The following is an 18,461-nucleotide window of genomic DNA, read 5'->3' as shown; positions in this document are numbered from 1 at the left end:
GCCATCGTGCCACGATCGACCTTTGGTGCCAACGCGTACGGCTTCGGTAATTTTCCTGCGGGTGTCTATGAGGAATTCTTGGGGGATATGTAGGGAGGTTTTCTAAGTTGAAAGAAAAGTGGTGGTTGTCTTTGTAGGAGTTATTAACGATTGATTGTAGTTGTGGTGTTTACGACTTTGCCTACAACGTGGAGATTAATAGCTTGTCGGAATTGACTTTAAACCTACTCGGCACTTAGGTTCGGCCCACTTTTTATTTTTACGCCTCCCACAAATATTGGCGTGTTCTCTGATTCATTAATTAGGTGCCAACGCTACAGACTGTCATCCGGCAATTTTGCCGTGGTGTTATTTATTTATGGTCAGAGTTTTCGGCTGTCGTAAATGCACCTACTCATTACAGATGACAGGTTGAATATGAAAAAAATGCTTGGTGTGACAGTGGGTGCTCTTTGCTTGGCCGCAAGTATTGGGGCCCACGCAGCTGATGTTGCTGAACTGATTGTACGAGGGACTATCAAACCGGTGGCTTGCAACCTTAGCCTCGCCGGTAGCGGCATCGTCGATTACCAGACAATTCCCGCCTCAAGCCTGTCGCCGACGAACTTCACTCCTCTTGCCGCGAAAACGGTGAGCTTGAACATCAGTTGCGGCCAATCGCCGGCGCAGTTTCGAGTGGCGCTAAGCGACCTGAAATCCGCCAGCAAGGTGGCAGGCATCCTCGGTGCCGGGTTCACCGAGGCGCAGAACTACGGCCTGGGACTCGCCAATAACAAGCGTACCGGTGGGTACTCCGTTACTCTCAAAAACCTGCAATCGTCCAGCGGGGCCCTGAACCCTATCATGCGCACCAGCCAGGGGGCGGCCTGGCAGAACAGTGACGGTAAAGTCGCCCAATCGCCTGCCCAGTATTCGTGGCGTAGCGGTACCACTGCGGTACCTGCATCCATCACCAGTCTTACAGGCACGCTTGAAGTGAAAGCCGTTATCAACCGCACGAACGATTTGGACCTGACCCGTGATGTAACGCTGGATGGTCGCACCAGTCTGTCAGTGGATTACATCTAAGTACGTCATTAATGGCCGACATGAACGCAAAGATACTTACCTCTCTTTGTTAAGTGTCGGCTGTTTTGATGTGTGCGTTTGTTGGTGTTCGACTTTATGGTTGTGGGGAAAATCGGTGAATGCTCTATCAATAATCCTGAAGTCGTTGTTGCGCTATATAAGCTTGTGCCTTTTTTTGTGTGGTATGGCAGTAGCGGACGGAATGCAACCGGAAACAACCGTTGTCATTCTGAATGAGGAAGAGGGTGAGGCGACACTTAATGTTAAAAATACGGACCCTGGCCCTGCGTTACTTCATTCGGTCATACAAAACATACCGGAAGACCTGGAACCTTTGTTGATCGTGACGCCCCCGATTACTCGGGTCGAAGCGGGTGACACTCAACTGGTGCGCTTCATCAGTACTACGAAGAAACCGCTCAAGACCCAGCGCCTGAAACGGGTTTCATTTGAAGGTATCCCCGAGGCACGTGCTCCCGGCGGTGCGACCATTGGTATCACTCTGCGCCAAAGCCTGCCATTGATCCTGCACCCTAAGGGCTTGCCCAGGCATGATGCGCCCTGGCAGTTGCTGACCTGGAAGCGTGAAGGGGATCAGTTGAAGGTCCACAACAACAGCGCCTACGTCGTACGCCTGGGGATGGAAGTACAACTGCACCCGCAGGCAAGCTTGGCAACGTTGCCGCGAACCTACATCCTGCCGGGCGAAGTGCTGACGCTCGCGTCGGCCGGCTCGCTGGCGAGAGTGATGGCCGTGGAGATTCATCCGGCCACGGTCTATGGGTTTACGGTGGACAATTACCGCGCGCCCGTTACGGCTGATGCGGATTGACGGGCCTATGAAAAAGATCAGGCATACCCGTCGTTCTGCCAATAGCGTGCCGAGCAATGTTTCCCAGCTTCATTCCAGAATTTTGCTGGGGCTCGCGACGCTCTGGAGTCTGCCAGGCACCAGCGCAGCGGTTGGGCTGGGGCAGGGTTTTGACGTGGCCGCGTTGACCTCCCTCGGGATTGATCCGCAGGTGTCTGAATACTTTCGCAGCGCAGCGCGCTTTCGTGAAGGTGTCCATGTGGTCGGACTGCGAGTCAATGGCACTCCGTTGGGATTGGTTGACGCCCGTTTCGATTACCAGGGGCAGTTGTGCTTCACCCCCGCGTTGCTGGCAAAGGCCGGTCTGGTTACTCCGTCCAGGCTTCTGCGCGAGGGCATCACCCCTGACCAGGCCTGCCATGATTTCGTTGGCGAATACCCCGCGACCATGGTGCGGCTGCGCCCCAGCAGCGACGAAGTCACCCTGGTGGTGCCGACCCAGTCCCTGCGTGCGCCGGAGTGGGAGGGCGGGAGTTTTTCCGAGGGTGGCGCGGCCGCCATCTTCAACTACGACATATTGGGTTTCGATACCCACTCGCGCAGTGGGTCAAGTCGCTTCGTATCGGCCTATACCGAGGCGGGATTCAATCTGGGTAATTGGATTGTGCGTAGCCGCCAGTTTTATGTCTCCGACAATGGCGAGATGCGCACCGAACAGGTGAACGCCTATGCCCAGCGTGATATCGCGGCGTTGCATTCGACGTTCCAGGTGGGGCAGATTTCCAGCAATAACCCGATTTTTGGCGGTGTACAACTCACAGGCTTGCAGTTCTCTCCGGACGGCCAGCAGCGCAGTGGTACGGGCGACAGCAACGTTGTGGTTGAAGGGCTGGCTCAAAGCCAGTCGCGGGTCGAGGTTCGTCAATCAGGTGCATTGATCCATTCCACCCTGGTACCGGAAGGTCCGTTCAGGCTGACCGGTTTGCCGTTGCTGAACAGCACCAGCGATCTCGACGTGAGCGTGATTGACGTGCGTGGGGCAAAGCGCAGTTTTGTGGTGCCCGCTGCGTCCTTTCGGGGTGGGGCTCCGATCGAGCCGGGATATTACTTTTCCCTCGGCAAGGTGCGTGAAACGTCCATCGACAACCAGGACTCACCAGTGGTCGCCATGGGCAGCGGCACCTGGGGGCTGGGCCAGCGCTCGTCGCTGGGCTTCGGTTTGCTGAGTACCGACGAGTACCAGTCGGCCGGCGGATCACTGAGCAGTGTGTTTTTCCATCAGATGACCGTGGGCGTGCGTCATAACCTGTCCCGTGATGCTCAAGATGAAGTGGGTGGCGCGCGTAGCACGCTATCTTTGGGAGCTCCTCTATTCGCCAATCTTGATATCAACCTGAGCGCTTCGGCACAGACTCGCGGCTACCGTGAGGTACTGGACGCCGGCCAGGCGTCGCGGGGGTACAACCTCGATGCGCGTTTCAAGCGCCAGTACACGGCAGGGTTGAACTGGGCGGACCCGTCCTTGGGCGGCTTCTCCTTCGGTTTTACCCGCAATTCGCAATTCGACGGGCAATCCAACGATCACCTCTTTGCCTCGTGGAACAACACGTTCAACGGCGTGGGTGTTGCACTGATTGCCGACGCCCAGGTAGGTGCGACCGAGCCTCGGCGCCTGGACCCGGCTCGGGGCAGTCGCCGCGACGATCGGCTGGATGAGGGCACGTCTGTCAGGCTGCAGGTCACGGTGCCCCTCGGGGCCGATCGGAGTATGAGCACTTACATCAGTCGTCGAGGTGACCGGCTGGATGCCGGCACCGCCCTCAGCGAGCGGGTCAACGACTATGTGAACTACGAGGTCGGTGTTGATCGGGACATGAAAGAGCGCGAGCAAAGTGTGCGCGGTCGTGTGGACGCCTTACCGCTGTATACCCGCGTGAGCTTGGGTATCGACCGCGATCCGACGAACACCAACTATTCCGGCCAACTGCAAGGCGGCATCGTAGCCCATGAGCGCGGGGTAACCTTCTCGCCGTATGCGGTGCAGGACACCTTTGGCATTGTTTCGGTGGGCGATATCGGGACGGCCAAGGTTTCGACGCCCCAAGGACCGGTATGGACCGATTTCAGCGGCCAGGCGGTGATCCCCGGGCTGCAGGCCTACAGCAACAACCATCTGCAGGTGCAGACCCAGTCGCTGCCCAAGCGCGTCGACTTGAAGAACGGCACCAAGGTGCTCGCTGCCGGTCGGGGTTCAGTCAATATTCTCAACTTTGATGTGGTGAAAGTCCGTCGTCTGTTGCTTGAAGCCCAGGACGAACAGGGCCGGCCACTGCCTCAAGGCGCCGCAGTGTTTGGTCAGGACAACACCTTTGTGACCAGTGTGGTGGGTGACGGCATGATTTTCCTCAGCAATATCGATGGTCCTCAAACCTTGAAGGTTTCACTGCCGGATTCGCAATCCTGCCTGCTGCAAGTCAACCGGGAGCAAGAGCCTGACGATGACAAACTCTATGAAACCGCACCGGTGGTCTGCCATGTTCGCTAAGCGCAGGAACCTGTGGCTGTTGTGGGTGGCCCTTGTGGCGACCCAGGTGCAGGCTGAAAACTGCCGGATGACCCTGAGTGAGCCCCGTGTCGACTATGGTGTGATTCGCCCAGCGCAAGCTTCCTCCAGCAGGGCGCTAATGACGCTGGACACACCGCGCACGCTGCACTTGAGCTTGCTTTGCACGGACCCTTCGGCGATGTCGCTGCGTTTCAACGGTGCAGCCGCCGATGCCCAGGGCTTCCAGTTTGGTCGACAGGGACGTTTTACCTTGAACCTGAGGCAGGCTCAGGTCGACGGCAGGCCGGTATCGTGGCAGTCCGATGACACCTCCAGCGGACAGTTGCTACCGGGGCGTATGTTGTATGCAAGCGTAGGCGGTACGCCGGTGACGGGCCGTCGGCTGACAGCCCAGGTGGAGGTCGCGGTTCAACTGCCGGCCAATGCCCTCGCGGTGACTCGTGAGACGCTGCTGGAAGGCAATGGCCAATTCGAACTGGTCAGCCCGGCTGTTCCGTAGAACCAATGAAATTGGCCAGCTCGGCGGTTTGCGGGCTAGCGAACAACACTTTGGGGTCGCCCACCTCATGCACCTTGCCCTGGTGCATGAACACCAGCTTGTCGCCGACTTCACGGGCGAAGCGCATTTCGTGGGTCACCATGATCAGGGTCATGCCGTCCTTGGCCAGTTGGCGCACCACGCTGAGCACTTCATTGACCAGTTCCGGGTCGAGGGCCGAGGTGATTTCGTCGCACAGCAGCACCTTGGGTGACATGGCCAGGGCGCGTGCAATCGCCACGCGTTGTTGCTGTCCACCGGACAGGCGATCGGGAAAGGCGTCGAACTTTTCGCCCAGCCCGACGCGCTCCAGCATTTGCCTGGCCAACTGGGCCGCCTTGGCCTTCGGCACTTTCTGCACCACTTGCGGCGCGAGCATGACGTTTTCGCCGACGGTCAGGTGCGGGAACAGGTTGAATTGCTGGAACACCATGCCGACTTTCTGCCGCAGGCTGCGCAGGTCGGCGCGGGCGGCGTCGAGGTATTCGCCATCGACTTCGATCACGCCGTCGTTGATCGATTCCAGGCCGTTGAGGGTACGCAGCAAAGTGGATTTGCCCGAACCGCTGCGGCCGATGATCGCGACCACCTGGCCTTCTTCAACGGTCAGGTCGATGCCTTTGAGTACATGGTGATCGCCGTAATACTTATGCAGGGCGGAAATTCTAAGCAGAGGCATGCAGTCTCCTTTCCAGGTAGCGCGCACTGAGGGACAAGGGGTAGCAGAGCAAAAAGTAACCAAGGGCCACCAGGCCGTAGACCATGAAGGGCTCAAAGGTCGCGTTGGCGAGCATGCCGCCGGTCTTGGTCAGTTCGGTAAAGCCGATGATCGAGGTCACGGCGGTGCCTTTGACCACCTGCACCGAAAACCCCACGGTGGGCGCGACGGCAATCCGCAGCGCTTGGGGCAGGATCACGTAGCGCAGTTGCTCAAGCGGGTTAAGTGCAAGGCTGGCCGAAGCTTCCCATTGCCCGTGGGCGATGGAGTCGACGCAGCCCCGCCAGATTTCGGCGAGGTAGGCGCTGGTGAACAACGTCAGGGCAATTGCCGCCGCCAGCCAGGGCGAGATATCCACGCCGAGCAGGGCGATGCCGAAAAACACCAGGAACAGCTGCATCAACAGCGGCGTACCCTGGAACAGTTCGATATAGGTGCGCGCAAGGTTGCGCGGGAACGCGTTGCGGCTGATGCGCATCGTCATCACCAGCAAACCGATCACCCCGCCACCGACAAACGCCACCAATGACAGCAGCAAGGTCCACTGCAGGCCTGTAGCCAGGTTGCGCACGATGTCCCAGAACGAAAAATCACTCATCGGCTGTTCCTCATCACGAAGCGGCGGCCGATCCAGTTGAGCAACTGGCGAATCATCAGCGCCATGCACAGATACACCAGGGTGGTCAGGGCATAGGTTTCAAAGGCGCGGAAGTTGCGCGACTGGATGAAGTTGGCGGCAAAACTGAGTTCTTCCGTGGCGATCTGCGAGCACACCGCCGAACCGAGCATCACGATGATGATCTGGCTGCTCAGGGCCGGCCACACCTTGCCCAACGCCGGCAGCAGGAGTACGTGGCGGAAGGCTTCGAAGCGCGTCATGGCCAGCGCGGCGGCGGCTTCCAGCTGCCCGCGCGGTATCGCTTGAATGCCGGCGCGGATGATTTCTGTGGAGTAGGCGCCCAGGTTGATCACCATCGCCAGCACCGCGGCTTGCCATTCGGTGATCTTCAGCCCCAGGGACGGCAGGCCGAAGAAGATGAAGAACAACTGCACCAGGAATGGCGTGTTGCGGATCAACTCGACATACACACCGAAGATCCACGCAAACGGCTGGATCTTCCACGCCCGCACCACGGCGCCAACGGTGCCCAGGGCCACGCCGAGGATAGCGCCGATGGCCGTCAGCTCCAGGGTGAACAGCGCGCCGCGCAACAGCAGGTCGGTATTGGCCAGCACCGGCACGAAGTCAAATTGATACGCCATGAGTCAGCTCCGTCGTTTCAGAGATCGGCGGGCAGTGGCTCTTTAAGCCATTGCAGTGCGTTCTTTTCCAGGCTGCCATCGGCCTTGGCCGCGACCAGGATCTGGTTGACCTTCTCCAGCAGTGCCGGCTCGTTCTTGTTCACGCCCACGTACACCGGCGAATCCTTGAGCTTCACTTTCAGCGCGGGCACGCGTTTCGGGTTGCGTTCGCTGATCGCCACCATCACCACGTTACCGCTGGCGATCAGGTCGACCTGGCCGGCCAAGTAGGCGGCGATGGTCGAGTTGTTATCTTCGAAACGCTTGATCGTGGCTTCCTTGGGCGCGACGGCGGTCAGCTCGATGTCTTCAATGGCGCCACGGGTCACGCTGATGGTCTTGCCCTTGAGGTCGTCGGTGCTGCTGATGGCCGCTTCAGGCGGGCCGAACACGGCCAGGTAGAACGGTGCATAGGCCTTGGAGAAGTCGATGACCTTTTCCCGCTCGGCGTTCTTGCCCAGGCTGGAGATCACCAAGTCGACCTTGCCGGTGGTGAGGAAGGGAATGCGGTTGGTGCTGTTGACTGGGGTGAGTTCCAGCTTGACCTTGAGCTGGTCGGCCAGCAGCTTGGCGGTGTCGATGTCCAGGCCGCGGGGCTTCATGTCGGGTCCGACCGAGCCGAACGGCGGGAAGTCCTGAGGCACGGCGACCTTGAGGGTGCCACGGGCGACGATGTCGTCCAGACCGTTGGCCTGGGCGGGTGCCTGGCTCAGCATCAGGCTGGCAAACAGGGCAGTAAGCAGGGCGCTGTAGCGCTTGGTCATGGCAACTCTCCGAGAAGGGCGAAGGAATTTTCTGGATTTGCTCAGTGCACAGCCCATGCCATCACGCTCAATAACGCTTGAAAGCCAGGCACCCATTGCGTTTTGGTGGTCGGACTGGTCTGAACAGTTCGCGGACTTTTCGCACCCTTTTCGAGCGCCGACAAAACCCCGCGAGCCCCTTTGGGGCGTGGCTTGCCGCCGGCTTCGAATAGCTTTACAACTAGCCGCTCAGTTGACTGGAACCTTGAGTTTTCTATGAATTCCATCGCCCAAGCCGTACCGGAAGCGGCCCTGCAGGCCATCCGCAAACTGATCAAGGAGCAAGGCTTCGGGCCGGGCGATGCACTGCCGTCCCAACGCGACCTGGCGGTGCAGTTGGGCGTGAGCCGGGCGTCGTTGCGCGAGGCGTTGTCGTCCCTCAGCGCGCTGGGTGTGGTCAGTGTGCAGCCCGGCAAGGGCGTGTTCGTGCAGGCCGCGGAGGAATCGCCAGGGTTTGCCTGGCCCTTCGCGGCCCAGGCCACGCCACTGGATATCTTCCAACTGCGTTATGCCTTGGAAGGGTTCGCGGCGGGATTGGCGGCGGTGACGCTGACCCTTGATGAGCTGGACAGCCTGGAAGATAACGTCGAGGCCATGCGCAAGGTACTCAAGACTGGCGACTTCGAGGCGGCCGCCCGACTGGACTTCGAATTCCACCAGCGCATCCTGCTGGCCAGCGGTAATCAGGCCATGGTGAGCATCCTGAGTGCCAGCGCCGAGGTGTTCCTGGAGAGTCAGAAGCTACCGTTCATCCGGCCGGAGCGGGCCATGGAAACCTGGCAGGAACACCGCCGGATCCTGCGCGCCCTGGCTCGGCGCGCCAGTGCGGCGGCGCAGAAAACCATGCAGGAACACGTGCGCAATGCGGCGCTGCGTACAGGTATTGCCTTCGTGATTCCCGTCACGCCCTGAGTTGGGCTATACCCAAACTCATGCATCACCATAGCAAGACTCAATCAGAGGCGGCTTCCTGAACGGTGGAAGGGCGGCTATGATGGGCCACGTTTTTTTTGCTTACAATCCGGAGACATCCATGAGCAACGATCTTATCAAGCACGTCACCGACGCGACCTTTGAGGCCGAAGTACTCAAGGCTGCTGGCCCGGTGCTGGTTGACTACTGGGCTGAATGGTGTGGCCCTTGCAAAATGATCGCTCCAGTCCTGGACGACATTGCGACCACCTACGAAGGCAAGCTGACCATTGCCAAGCTGAACATCGACGACAACCAGGAAACCCCGGCCAAGCACGGCGTGCGTGGTATCCCGACCCTGATGCTGTTCAAGAACGGCAACGTCGAAGCGACCAAAGTAGGCGCGCTGTCGAAGTCTCAGCTGCAAGCTTTCCTCGACGCGAACATCTAAGCGTCGTCAAAAAAGCCCCGCAAATAGCGGGGCTTTTTCGTGAAACAGGGCTAGACGCTCCGAAACTCAGGTGGTACATTCGGCCCCGCACTGGTTTCTCCACTGCCCCCTGCATGCCGTCGCCGACGCACTCCTTTTCGATTAGTACGCGATCCTGTCGCCTTCTCCGCGGCGCGGCCTCATTAAGCCAAAAGCTTAATTTCCCCCCTCCATAAATGATTACGTCATTCCTATATGAATCTGACTGAACTCAAGCAAAAGCCGATTACCGACCTGCTCCAGCTGGCCGAAGAAATGGGCATAGAAAATATGGCCCGTTCGCGCAAGCAGGACGTGATTTTCTCCCTGCTGAAAAAGCACGCGAAAAGCGGCGAGGAAATCTCCGGTGATGGCGTGCTGGAGATTCTCCAGGACGGCTTCGGCTTCCTCCGCTCTGCTGACGCCTCCTATCTTGCCGGCCCAGACGATATCTACGTCTCGCCGAGCCAGATCCGTCGCTTCAACTTGCGCACCGGTGACACCATCGTTGGCAAGATCCGACCTCCGAAGGAAGGCGAGCGTTATTTCGCCCTGCTCAAGGTCGACACGATCAACTTCGATCGTCCCGAGAACGCGAAAAACAAGATTCTCTTCGAGAACCTGACCCCGCTGTTCCCGACCGTGCGCATGAAGATGGAAGCCGGCAACGGTTCCACCGAAGACCTGACCGGTCGTGTGATCGACCTGTGCGCCCCGATCGGCAAGGGCCAGCGTGGCCTGATCGTCGCACCGCCGAAAGCCGGTAAGACCATCATGCTGCAGAACATTGCAGCGAACATCGCGCGTAACAATCCTGAAGTTCACCTGATCGTGCTGTTGATCGATGAGCGTCCGGAAGAAGTGACCGAAATGCAGCGCACCGTGCGCGGCGAAGTGGTTGCCTCCACGTTCGATGAGCCGCCAACCCGCCACGTGCAGGTTGCCGAAATGGTGATCGAGAAGGCCAAGCGCCTGGTCGAACACAAGAAAGACGTGGTGATCCTGCTCGACTCCATCACCCGTCTGGCCCGTGCCTACAACACCGTGATCCCAAGCTCTGGCAAGGTATTGACCGGTGGTGTCGATGCCCACGCCCTGGAGAAACCGAAGCGTTTCTTCGGCGCCGCGCGGAACATCGAAGAAGGCGGCTCGCTGACCATTATCGCCACCGCACTGGTTGAAACCGGTTCGAAGATGGACGAAGTGATCTACGAAGAGTTCAAGGGTACCGGTAACATGGAACTGCCCCTGGACCGTCGCATCGCGGAAAAACGCGTGTTCCCGGCGATCAACATCAACCGTTCCGGCACTCGCCGCGAAGAGTTGCTGACCGCCGACGACGAACTGCAGCGCATGTGGATCCTGCGCAAGCTGCTGCACCCGATGGATGAAGTTGCAGCCATCGAGTTCCTGGTCGACAAGCTGAAAACCACCAAGACCAACGACGAGTTCTTCCTGTCGATGAAGCGTAAGTAATACGACGTTTCAGGTCCGAAAGAATGGCGCCCTCAGGGGCGCCATTTTTTTTCGCCTGCTTTTTAAGCGCCGTTGGCACCCAAATGCACCGCGATAAGCTGCCAGCGGCCGCCATAGCAGGTAGGATGTACGCCTATTTTACGGGTGGCATGGTTAATGAAATTCAAGGATCTTCGGGATTTCGTGCAGCAACTTGAGCAGCGCGGAGAGTTGAAACGTATCCAGATGCCGATTTCCCCGGTGCTGGAGATGACTGAGATTTGCGACCGTACCCTGCGTAACAAGGGTCCGGCGCTGCTGTTCGAGAACCCGACCGGCTTTGATATCCCGGTGCTCGGCAACCTGTTCGGCACGCCCGAGCGCGTGGCCTTTGGCATGGGCGCCGAGTCGGTCAGCGAGCTGCGCGAGATCGGCAAGCTGCTGGCCTTCCTCAAGGAGCCCGAGCCGCCCAAGGGGCTCAAGGACGCCTGGTCGAAGCTGCCCATCTTCCGCAAGATCATTGCCATGGCCCCCAAAGTGGTCAAGGACGCGGTGTGCCAGGAAGTAGTTATTGAAGGCGACGATGTCGACCTGTCCATGCTGCCGGTGCAAACCTGCTGGCCCGGCGATGTCGGCCCGTTGATCACTTGGGGCCTGACCGTCACCAAGGGCCCGAACAAGGACCGCCAGAACCTCGGTATCTACCGCCAGCAAGTGATCGGCCGCAATAAGGTGATCATGCGTTGGCTGAGCCACCGTGGCGGCGCGCTGGACTTCCGCGAATGGTGCGAAAAACACCCCGGCAAACCTTTCCCGGTCTCCGTGGCCCTGGGCGCCGATCCGGCCACCATCCTCGGCGCCGTGACCCCGGTGCCCGACAGCCTGTCCGAATACGCCTTCGCCGGCCTGCTGCGAGGTAACCGCACCGAGTTGGTGAAGTGCCGTGGCAACGACCTGCAAGTGCCGGCTACTGCCGAAATCATCCTTGAGGGTGTGATTCATCCGGGCGAAATGGCCGATGAAGGCCCTTACGGCGACCACACCGGCTACTACAACGAAGTCGACAGCTTCCCGGTGTTCACCGTCGAGCGCATCACCCACCGGATCAAACCGATTTACCACAGCACCTATACCGGCCGTCCGCCGGATGAGCCGGCGATTCTGGGCGTGGCACTCAACGAAGTGTTCGTGCCGATCCTGCAAAAGCAATTCCCGGAGATCACCGACTTCTACCTGCCGCCGGAAGGCTGCTCGTACCGCATGGCCATTGTGACCATGAAGAAGTCGTACCCAGGCCATGCCAAGCGGGTAATGCTCGGTGTGTGGTCGTTTTTGCGACAGTTCATGTATACCAAGTTCGTTATTGTCACCGACGACGACATCAATGCCCGCGACTGGAACGACGTGATCTGGGCCATCACCACGCGCATGGACCCCAAGCGCGACACGGTGATGATCGACAACACGCCGATCGACTACCTCGACTTCGCCTCGCCGGTGTCGGGCTTGGGTTCGAAGATGGGCCTGGACGCCACCCACAAGTGGCCGGGTGAAACCACCCGCGAATGGGGTCGGGTGATCGTCAAGGATGAGGCTGTCACCGCCCGTGTCGATGCGATCTGGAAAGAATTGGGAATAGATTGATGCGTGTAACCCTGCAACCTTCCGGCGCCGTGCTGGAGCTGGTCCCTGGCGAGCGAATCCTCGAAGGCGCGCGCCGCCTAGGGTACGAATGCCCTCAGGCCTGTCGCAACGGCGTGTGCCACGTGTGTGCCGCGCTGTTGGTAGAAGGCCGGGTGCAGCAAGCCGGGGAAGTGCGTGACCATGGTGAGTTCTACACCTGCATTGCCGAGCCGCTGGAAGATTGCGTGGTGTTGTGGGATGGCGTGCTGGCGCCGGGAGAGTTGCCGTTGCGCAAGTTGTCGTGCCAATTGAGTGAATGCGTCGAGGTCGGTGGCGATGTGTGGCGTGTGCGCCTGCGCGCGCCGGCCGGCAAGGCGGTGCGTTACCACGCCGGTCAGTACCTGATGATCGAGCGCGAGAACGGCGAGAAGTCGGCATTCTCCCTGGCCTCGGCACCCCATGCGGGGCGCGAGCTGGAGCTGCATGTGCTGGTGCGTGAAGACAGCGCGCGCAGCCTGCTGGAGCAACTGCAGCGCAACCAGATGGCCCGCGTCGAGCTGCCATTTGGTGATACCCACCTGGCCGAGCTGCCGGATGGGCCGCTGGTGTTGATCGCTGCTGGCACCGGCATGGCGCAGATGCACAGCCTGATCGAACATTGCCGCGCGTCCGGCTTCAAGCACCCGGTGCACCTGTACTGGGGCGTGCGTCGCCCGGAAGATTTCTACCAGATCGAACACTGGGACCAGTGGCTGCAACTGCCCAACCTGTTCCTGCACAAAGTCGTCAGTGACCTGTGCGGCTGGGAGGGGCGTTGCGGGTTGTTGCATGAAGCCGTGTGCGAAGACATCACCGACCTCAAGTCGGTACACGTCTACGCCAGCGGTTCACCGGCCATGATCTACGGCACGCTGGACGCACTGGTCGAGGCTGGTATGGATGCGCACCAGATGCGTGCCGATGTATTTGCCTACGCGCCTCGGCCCTAAAAGCGTACGCCAGTCGTGACCATTGCGGCATTGAACCCCAGCAACACCAATTCCGCCGCCACCGGCCCGTAATGCGCGCCCACGGACGGAATGATCACCGGCGCCACGCCGAAACGGTTCAACGGGATCTTGTCGCGGTACTTGCCGCGATAACCCTGGATCGCCCCGCCCGTCAGCTTCAAATACACCGGATAGTCGGCCATGTCGTAGCGTTTTCCCGCATACGCATAGTACGAGCGCTGCCGGAACGAGTTGCGGAACGTCGCCCCGCCATACACAAAACCTGAGGCTTCATTGCGCTCCAGGCCAATCAAGTCCTGGTTATTGTTGTGCTCGGGGTCGGGCGCGAAATGCCGGGTGTAGACGCTGGTTTGCGCGTACCAGAAGCCTTTGTCGTCTTCGGTGACCGGCGCTTCACCCGCCAGGGCGGTGGTGGCCTGGGCCAGGAACAGCAGGCCAGGCAAGCGGAATTTTTTCATGGGTGCGACCTCGGTAGTCGATGTGATGGGCGGCTAGGTGGGTCGTGATCTGTGCGCCATTTTGACGGCTTGGCGTGTTCCCAGGCTGAACCGGGGCTGAAAGTAGCTGGATTGGCCCATGCAATCCTGACGAATGGGCCATTTGCTTATGCATTCGCTTATGCTTTAAAGGTATTTAATTTGTTACATAAATATCCTTAAGCTATATCGCAACGGACTACCGACTCATTCACAACCACCAATAACTGACCGCCACCGCCCGCCAGCCGGATCGATCGTATGAACTCAGGACACGACGTTCTGGTTTTTGATTCAAGGGGAGCGGTATGGGGAGCTACAAGCAACACGCGCTGTACTCGGCGATTTTGTCGGCCAATTTGCTGACCGCCGTGAGTTTCAATCCAGTCTTCGCGGCCGAAACGTCCGCCACCGATGCACCCAAGCTCGACACCGTGATCGTCACCGGCACCCGCGCCCAAGAGCGCACGGCCAGTGCGTCGCTGTCGCCGATCGATGTGATTTCCGGCGACACCCTGCGCAGCACCGGCTCCGATGAGCTGGGGGCGGTATTGGCGCGGCTGATTCCGTCGATCAACTTCCCGCGTCCAAGCCTGGTGGACGGCGCCGAACTGGTGCGCCCTGCGCAGTTGCGTGGGTTGTCGCCGGATCAGGTGCTGGTGTTGGTCAATGGCAAGCGCCGCCACACCAGTGCTTTCGTCAACCTGGGCGGGGCGGTGGGCCGTGGCTCGGCCCCGGCGGACTTGAATGCGATCCCGCTGTCGGCAGTCGACCATATCGAAGTGCTGCGCGATGGTGCGTCCGCGCGCTATGGCTCCGATGCGATTGCCGGGGTGATCAACGTGATCCTCAAACACGCCGACCATGGTGGTTCGATCTCCTCCAAGTTCGGCGAGTACAAGAAGGGCGACGGCATCCAGCGCAACCTCAGTGGCAATACCGGCGTGGCATTGGGTGACAACGGCTTTATCAATCTCTCGGCCGAAGGCGCCGACAACGACTACACCAACCGCGCCGGCAAGGATTTGCGCCCGGCCAGCGTAGGTTCTACGACCTACGGCCAGCAGGTGTTTCGCCAGGGCGAGCCGGCTACCAATGAAGGCAAGTTCCAGTTCAACTCGGAATATTCCTTCAACGATGCGGCCGAGTTCTACACCTTCGGCGGCTACAGCAAGCGTCGCGGCGAGACGGCGGCGTTCTACCGGGCGAGCAATGCGTCCAACAATATTCCGGCGCTGAACCCCAATGGCTACCTGCCGTTGATCAAGGGCAACCTGGAAGACACGTCGTTGGTGGTGGGCCTGCGTGGGCTGTTGGCCTATGACTGGCATTACGACCTGTCGGCCAACTACGGCAAGAACCAGTACGAGCTGAGCACCGAAACCATCAACACGTCACTGGGCCTGGCCACGCCGCGCAAGTTCGACAACGGCACCCTGAGCAACGACCAGAAACAAGTCAGCCTGGACCTGTCCCGTGAATTCGACGTGGGCTTCCTGCCATACCCGGTCTCCGTGGCTTTTGGCGGAGAATACCTGCGCCAGGGCTATGAGATTGAAGCGGGTGAGCCGGCGTCCTACTACCAGACCGGCAGTTCGGGCCTCGGTGGTTTCCGTGATGCCGACGCCGGCAGCAGTTCACGTCACAATTGGGCGCAGTACCTGGACCTGGAAACCAACTTCACCGACAAACTCAGCGCGTCGGCAGCCGTACGGCATGAGGATTACAGTGACTTCGGTTCCAATGTCAGCGGCTCGCTGTCGGCCCGCTACGACTTCACCCCGCAGGTGGCCTTGCGCGGTAGTATTTCCAACGGTTTCCGCGCGCCGTCCCTGGCTCAGCAGAACTTCGCGTTTACTTCGTCGCAGTTGATCGGCAGCGACATCCGCGAGGCCGGTACTTTCCCAGCCTCCAGCCAGGTCGCACGCCTGCTGGGCGCAGAGGACCTGAAGGCCGAGAAGTCGCGTAACTACAGTCTTGGTCTGGTACTGGAGCCCGCCGACGACCTGACCGTAACGGTGGACGTGTACCGCATCGACATTCGTGATCGCATCAGCCTGTCGTCCAACCTCAACCTGGACCCGGCCACCCAGGCTTATCTGCGCGCCAATGGCGTGGGCAACATCAACTACACCACTGCCCGCTACTTCACCAACGCCACCGATACCAGCACTGACGGCGTCGACCTGGTGGCCAACTACCGCTACCAGTTCGATAACGGCATCCGCTGGAACAGCACCGTGGGCTACAACTACAACCACACCAAGGTCACGGACGTGAAGCCCAATCCGGCCATCCTCGACAGCCTGGGCGCCAATCTGGTGCGCGTGGACCGTCGCGAGAAGAGCGGTTTGCTGGGCGATACCACGCCTGAACACAAGCTGAGCCTGGGTAACGACTTCACCTTCGGCAATTGGGCGCTGCACAGTAACCTGGTGCGCTATGGTGAATTCACCAGCTACCAGGCCGACAAGGCCAACGACCAGACCTTCAAGGCGGCCTGGGTGTTGGATTTGTCGGCGGACTACAAGTTGAAGAACTGGACCTTCACCCTCGGCGGCGACAACGTCACCGATAAATACCCGGAAAAGGTCAATGCCTTCGCCAGCAGTGGTGGCAATTTGGCCTATAGCACTTTTTCGCCGTACGGTTACAGCGGCGCGTTCTATTACGGTAAAGTTGCCTATAACTGGTAAAGCACAGGAGACCTAAGCGATCCGCCATGACCGTTATTGAATCCGATCTTTTGCAATTGGCTTACCCTCCGCGGCTCGATCTTGGGCCGCAACTCACTCACGAACAGTTGATGAGCTCGATGCAGGCCACCATGGCCCAGCATAAGGGTGGGCCGGTCTGGCTTTTCGCTTATGGTTCGCTGATCTGGCGCCCTGAGTGTTCGTCCACCGAGCGGATGCGGGCACGGGTCCACGGTTATCACCGGGGCCTGTACCTGTGGTCCCATGAGCATCGTGGGACACCGGAAATTCCAGGATTGGTCTTTGGGCTGGATCGCGGCGGTTCCTGCAGCGGGTTTGCCTACCGCTTGCCGGAAGATCAGCTGGAGGCCTCGCTCTACGCCTTGTGGCAGCGCGAGATGCCCTATCCTTCTTACCGGCCGCATTGGCTCAGTTGCCGTCTCGAAGATGGCAGCACGGTGCAGGCGTTGGGATTTGTCTTGGAGCGGCACTTGCCCAGCTACGCCGGCAACTTGCCCGATATCGTGTTGAACCATGTGTTGCAGAGTGCTTGCGGGCGTTACGGTACCACTCGCGATTATGTCGAGCAGACCGTCAACGCCCTGCGTAGCCACGCCATGCCAGACAAGAATCTGGAGGCGCGGCTCAAGCGTTGTGCAAAGGGTGGCTCAGGCGCTTAACGCGCCGAGCTGACGCTGTTGGTGTGCCACAGCGTTGGGATCAGGAAGGCGATCGCCAGCAGGCACGCACCGATCAGCAGCACGAAACCACCGTCCCAGCCGAAATGGTCCACGGTGTAGCCCATGGCCGCACTGGCCGCCACCGAACCACCCAGGTAACCGAACAGGCCGGTAAAGCCCGCAGCCGTACCCGCAGCTTTCTTCGGAGCCAACTCCAGCGCCTGCAGGCCGATTAGCATCACCGGGCCGTAGATCAGGAAGCCGATGGAGAACAACGCGATCATGTCGACCATCGGGTTGCCTGGCGGGTTGAGCCAGTACACCAGGGTCGCCACCGTTACCAGCGCCATGAACACAATGCCGGTCAGGCCACGGTTGCCACGGAAGATCTTGTCCGACATCCAGCCGCACAGCAGCGTGCCCGGGATACCGGCCCACTCATAGAAGAAGTACGCCCACGAGGATTTATCCACGGTGAAGTGCTTGGCTTCTTTCAGGTAGGTCGGTGCCCAGTCCAGCACGCCGTAGCGCAGCAGGTAGACGAACACGTTGGCGAAGGCGATGTACCACAGCATTTTGTTGCGCAGTACGTACTTGACGAAGATTTCCTTGGCGCTGAATTCGTCTTCGTGGCTGGCGTCGTAGCCTTCCGGGTAGTCGTTCTTGTACTGCTCGATCGGGGGCAGGCCCACCGACTGTGGGGTGTCGCGCATGGTGATGAAGGCAAAGGCCGCCACCAGCAGGGCCACAGTGGCCGGTACGTAGAAGGCTGCGTGCCAGTCGTTGAACCAGGCCATGCCCAGCAGGAACAGCGGGCCGATCAGGCCGCCGCCGACGTTGTGCGCCACGTTCCATACCGAAACCACGCCGCCGCGTTCTTTCTGCGACCACCAGTGCACCATGGTGCGCCCACTTGGCGGCCAGCCCATGCCTTGGGCCCATCCGTTGATGAACAGCAAAATGAACATCATGGTCACGCTGGACGTCGCCCAAGGTGCGAAACCGAAAATGAACATCACCCCGGCGGAAACCAGCAGGCCGAAGGGCAGGAAGTAGCGTGGGTTGGAGCGGTCGGACACCAGGCCCATGAGGAACTTGGACAGGCCGTAGGCAATCGCGATGGCCGACATCGCCAGGCCCAGTTCGCCGCGGGTGTAACCCTCGTCGATCAAGTAGGGCATGGCCAGGGAGAAGTTTTTGCGCAGCAGGTAGTAACCGGCGTAGCCGAAGAAAATACCGGCGAAGATCTGCCAGCGCAGACGTCGGTAGGTACTGTCTATTTTTTCTTCAGGCAGGGGCGCCTGATGGGCGGCAGGACGAAAGAAAGCAAACAT

Annotated in this window: 17 protein-coding genes; 11 read left to right on the top strand and 6 right to left on the bottom strand. The window is 59.7% G+C overall.

Features of this window, described 5'->3' with window-relative positions; genetic code table 11:
- The first annotated feature begins 417 nt into the window (after positions 1-417).
- The 4 genes from ACP7C6_RS17570 to ACP7C6_RS17555 all read left to right on the top strand — a co-directional run bounded on the left by ACP7C6_RS17570 (position 418) and on the right by ACP7C6_RS17555 (position 4,944).
- The gene (locus ACP7C6_RS17570; RefSeq protein WP_028618413.1) at positions 418-1,068 is read left to right on the top strand and encodes a DUF1120 domain-containing protein; all 651 of its coding nucleotides are present in this window, start codon (positions 418-420) and stop codon (positions 1,066-1,068) included.
- A 130-nt stretch (positions 1,069-1,198) separates the two neighbouring features.
- Positions 1,199-1,900: a fimbria/pilus chaperone family protein gene (locus ACP7C6_RS17565; protein WP_372514818.1), complete on the top strand. Its 702-nt coding sequence runs from the start codon at positions 1,199-1,201 to the stop codon at positions 1,898-1,900.
- Positions 1,901-1,907: 7 nt separating this feature from the next.
- Positions 1,908-4,424, top strand: a complete 2,517-nt coding sequence (locus ACP7C6_RS17560; RefSeq protein WP_426109042.1) for a fimbria/pilus outer membrane usher protein — start codon at positions 1,908-1,910, stop codon at positions 4,422-4,424.
- Positions 4,414-4,944 carry a hypothetical protein gene (locus ACP7C6_RS17555; protein WP_426109041.1) on the top strand — a complete coding sequence of 177 codons (531 nt, stop codon included), beginning with the start codon at positions 4,414-4,416 and terminating at the stop codon, positions 4,942-4,944. Before ACP7C6_RS17560 ends, ACP7C6_RS17555 begins: the two co-directional genes overlap by 11 nt.
- Here the strand turns inward: ACP7C6_RS17555 and ACP7C6_RS17550 are convergent.
- Genes ACP7C6_RS17550 through ACP7C6_RS17535 form a run of 4 tightly spaced genes read right to left on the bottom strand, consistent with a single transcriptional unit; the run spans position 4,925 to position 7,767 of the window.
- Positions 4,925-5,662 (bottom strand): amino acid ABC transporter ATP-binding protein, encoded by a 738-nt coding sequence (locus ACP7C6_RS17550; protein WP_016978950.1) that lies wholly within the window; start codon positions 5,660-5,662, stop codon positions 4,925-4,927. The two genes, ACP7C6_RS17555 and ACP7C6_RS17550, sit on opposite strands and share 20 nt — an antisense overlap.
- On the bottom strand, positions 5,649-6,299 hold the full coding sequence (locus tag ACP7C6_RS17545) for an amino acid ABC transporter permease (protein ID WP_028618409.1): 651 nt from the start codon (positions 6,297-6,299) through the stop codon (positions 5,649-5,651). The genes ACP7C6_RS17550 and ACP7C6_RS17545 overlap by 14 nt, the downstream gene beginning before the upstream one ends.
- Positions 6,296-6,964: an amino acid ABC transporter permease gene (locus ACP7C6_RS17540; protein WP_426109040.1), complete on the bottom strand. Its 669-nt coding sequence runs from the start codon at positions 6,962-6,964 to the stop codon at positions 6,296-6,298. The genes ACP7C6_RS17545 and ACP7C6_RS17540 overlap by 4 nt, the downstream gene beginning before the upstream one ends.
- A gap of 17 nt (positions 6,965-6,981) precedes the next feature.
- Positions 6,982-7,767 carry a transporter substrate-binding domain-containing protein gene (locus ACP7C6_RS17535; RefSeq protein WP_095013955.1) on the bottom strand — a complete coding sequence of 262 codons (786 nt, stop codon included), beginning with the start codon at positions 7,765-7,767 and terminating at the stop codon, positions 6,982-6,984.
- Positions 7,768-8,022: 255 nt separating this feature from the next.
- Here ACP7C6_RS17535 and ACP7C6_RS17530 point away from each other — a divergent pair, with 255 nt between their 5' ends.
- The 5 genes from ACP7C6_RS17530 to ACP7C6_RS17510 all read left to right on the top strand — a co-directional run bounded on the left by ACP7C6_RS17530 (position 8,023) and on the right by ACP7C6_RS17510 (position 13,254).
- On the top strand, positions 8,023-8,718 hold the full coding sequence (locus ACP7C6_RS17530) for a FadR/GntR family transcriptional regulator (RefSeq protein ID WP_028618406.1): 696 nt from the start codon (positions 8,023-8,025) through the stop codon (positions 8,716-8,718).
- A gap of 121 nt (positions 8,719-8,839) precedes the next feature.
- Complete coding sequence (gene trxA / locus ACP7C6_RS17525; protein WP_015886460.1) at positions 8,840-9,169, top strand: thioredoxin TrxA; 330 nt, start codon at positions 8,840-8,842, stop codon at positions 9,167-9,169.
- A gap of 234 nt (positions 9,170-9,403) precedes the next feature.
- Positions 9,404-10,663: a transcription termination factor Rho gene (gene rho / locus ACP7C6_RS17520; protein ID WP_016973082.1), complete on the top strand. Its 1,260-nt coding sequence runs from the start codon at positions 9,404-9,406 to the stop codon at positions 10,661-10,663.
- A 156-nt stretch (positions 10,664-10,819) separates the two neighbouring features.
- On the top strand, positions 10,820-12,286 hold the full coding sequence (ubiD, locus tag ACP7C6_RS17515) for a 4-hydroxy-3-polyprenylbenzoate decarboxylase (protein WP_028618405.1): 1,467 nt from the start codon (positions 10,820-10,822) through the stop codon (positions 12,284-12,286).
- The gene (locus tag ACP7C6_RS17510; protein WP_122686933.1) at positions 12,286-13,254 is read left to right on the top strand and encodes a CDP-6-deoxy-delta-3,4-glucoseen reductase; all 969 of its coding nucleotides are present in this window, start codon (positions 12,286-12,288) and stop codon (positions 13,252-13,254) included. The genes ubiD and ACP7C6_RS17510 overlap by 1 nt, the downstream gene beginning before the upstream one ends.
- On the opposite strand, the gene ACP7C6_RS17505 is transcribed toward ACP7C6_RS17510, so the two are convergent.
- Positions 13,251-13,733, bottom strand: coding sequence for a sn-glycerol-3-phosphate transporter (locus ACP7C6_RS17505; RefSeq protein ID WP_068935472.1), 483 nt, complete (start codon positions 13,731-13,733; stop codon positions 13,251-13,253). The genes ACP7C6_RS17510 and ACP7C6_RS17505 overlap by 4 nt on opposite strands.
- A 326-nt stretch (positions 13,734-14,059) precedes the next feature.
- On the opposite strand from ACP7C6_RS17505, the gene ACP7C6_RS17500 reads away from it, so the two are divergent.
- Positions 14,060-16,447 (top strand): TonB-dependent receptor plug domain-containing protein, encoded by a 2,388-nt coding sequence (locus ACP7C6_RS17500; RefSeq protein WP_028618402.1) that lies wholly within the window; start codon positions 14,060-14,062, stop codon positions 16,445-16,447.
- A 26-nt stretch (positions 16,448-16,473) separates the two neighbouring features.
- Positions 16,474-17,127 carry a gamma-glutamylcyclotransferase gene (locus ACP7C6_RS17495; protein WP_028618401.1) on the top strand — a complete coding sequence of 218 codons (654 nt, stop codon included), beginning with the start codon at positions 16,474-16,476 and terminating at the stop codon, positions 17,125-17,127.
- Here the strand turns inward: ACP7C6_RS17495 and glpT are convergent.
- Positions 17,124-18,461: a glycerol-3-phosphate transporter gene (glpT, locus tag ACP7C6_RS17490; protein ID WP_028618400.1), complete on the bottom strand. Its 1,338-nt coding sequence runs from the start codon at positions 18,459-18,461 to the stop codon at positions 17,124-17,126. The genes ACP7C6_RS17495 and glpT overlap by 4 nt on opposite strands.

This window comes from Pseudomonas sp. TWR1-1-4 (assembly GCF_049897165.1).
Taxonomy (GTDB): Bacteria; Pseudomonadota; Gammaproteobacteria; order Pseudomonadales; family Pseudomonadaceae; genus Aquipseudomonas; species Aquipseudomonas canadensis.
Note: the sequence above shows the minus strand (reverse complement) of the source record. Positions and strands in the feature narration are given on the sequence as shown.

Coding starts and splice junctions, on each gene's coding strand:
- ACP7C6_RS17505 (WP_068935472.1), bottom strand. CDS start 13,733: ATGAAAAAATTCCGCTTGCCTGGCCTGCTGTTCCTGGCCCAGGCCACC.
- ACP7C6_RS17555 (WP_426109041.1), top strand. CDS start 4,414: ATGTTCGCTAAGCGCAGGAACCTGTGGCTGTTGTGGGTGGCCCTTGTG.
- rho (WP_016973082.1), top strand. CDS start 9,404: ATGAATCTGACTGAACTCAAGCAAAAGCCGATTACCGACCTGCTCCAG.
- trxA (WP_015886460.1), top strand. CDS start 8,840: ATGAGCAACGATCTTATCAAGCACGTCACCGACGCGACCTTTGAGGCC.
- ACP7C6_RS17560 (WP_426109042.1), top strand. CDS start 1,908: ATGAAAAAGATCAGGCATACCCGTCGTTCTGCCAATAGCGTGCCGAGC.
- ACP7C6_RS17530 (WP_028618406.1), top strand. CDS start 8,023: ATGAATTCCATCGCCCAAGCCGTACCGGAAGCGGCCCTGCAGGCCATC.
- ACP7C6_RS17510 (WP_122686933.1), top strand. CDS start 12,286: ATGCGTGTAACCCTGCAACCTTCCGGCGCCGTGCTGGAGCTGGTCCCT.
- ACP7C6_RS17535 (WP_095013955.1), bottom strand. CDS start 7,767: ATGACCAAGCGCTACAGCGCCCTGCTTACTGCCCTGTTTGCCAGCCTG.
- ACP7C6_RS17550 (WP_016978950.1), bottom strand. CDS start 5,662: ATGCCTCTGCTTAGAATTTCCGCCCTGCATAAGTATTACGGCGATCAC.
- ACP7C6_RS17545 (WP_028618409.1), bottom strand. CDS start 6,299: ATGAGTGATTTTTCGTTCTGGGACATCGTGCGCAACCTGGCTACAGGC.
- glpT (WP_028618400.1), bottom strand. CDS start 18,461: ATGTTTGCTTTCTTTCGTCCTGCCGCCCATCAGGCGCCCCTGCCTGAA.
- ACP7C6_RS17500 (WP_028618402.1), top strand. CDS start 14,060: ATGGGGAGCTACAAGCAACACGCGCTGTACTCGGCGATTTTGTCGGCC.
- ACP7C6_RS17495 (WP_028618401.1), top strand. CDS start 16,474: ATGACCGTTATTGAATCCGATCTTTTGCAATTGGCTTACCCTCCGCGG.
- ACP7C6_RS17570 (WP_028618413.1), top strand. CDS start 418: ATGAAAAAAATGCTTGGTGTGACAGTGGGTGCTCTTTGCTTGGCCGCA.
- ACP7C6_RS17540 (WP_426109040.1), bottom strand. CDS start 6,964: ATGGCGTATCAATTTGACTTCGTGCCGGTGCTGGCCAATACCGACCTG.
- ubiD (WP_028618405.1), top strand. CDS start 10,820: ATGAAATTCAAGGATCTTCGGGATTTCGTGCAGCAACTTGAGCAGCGC.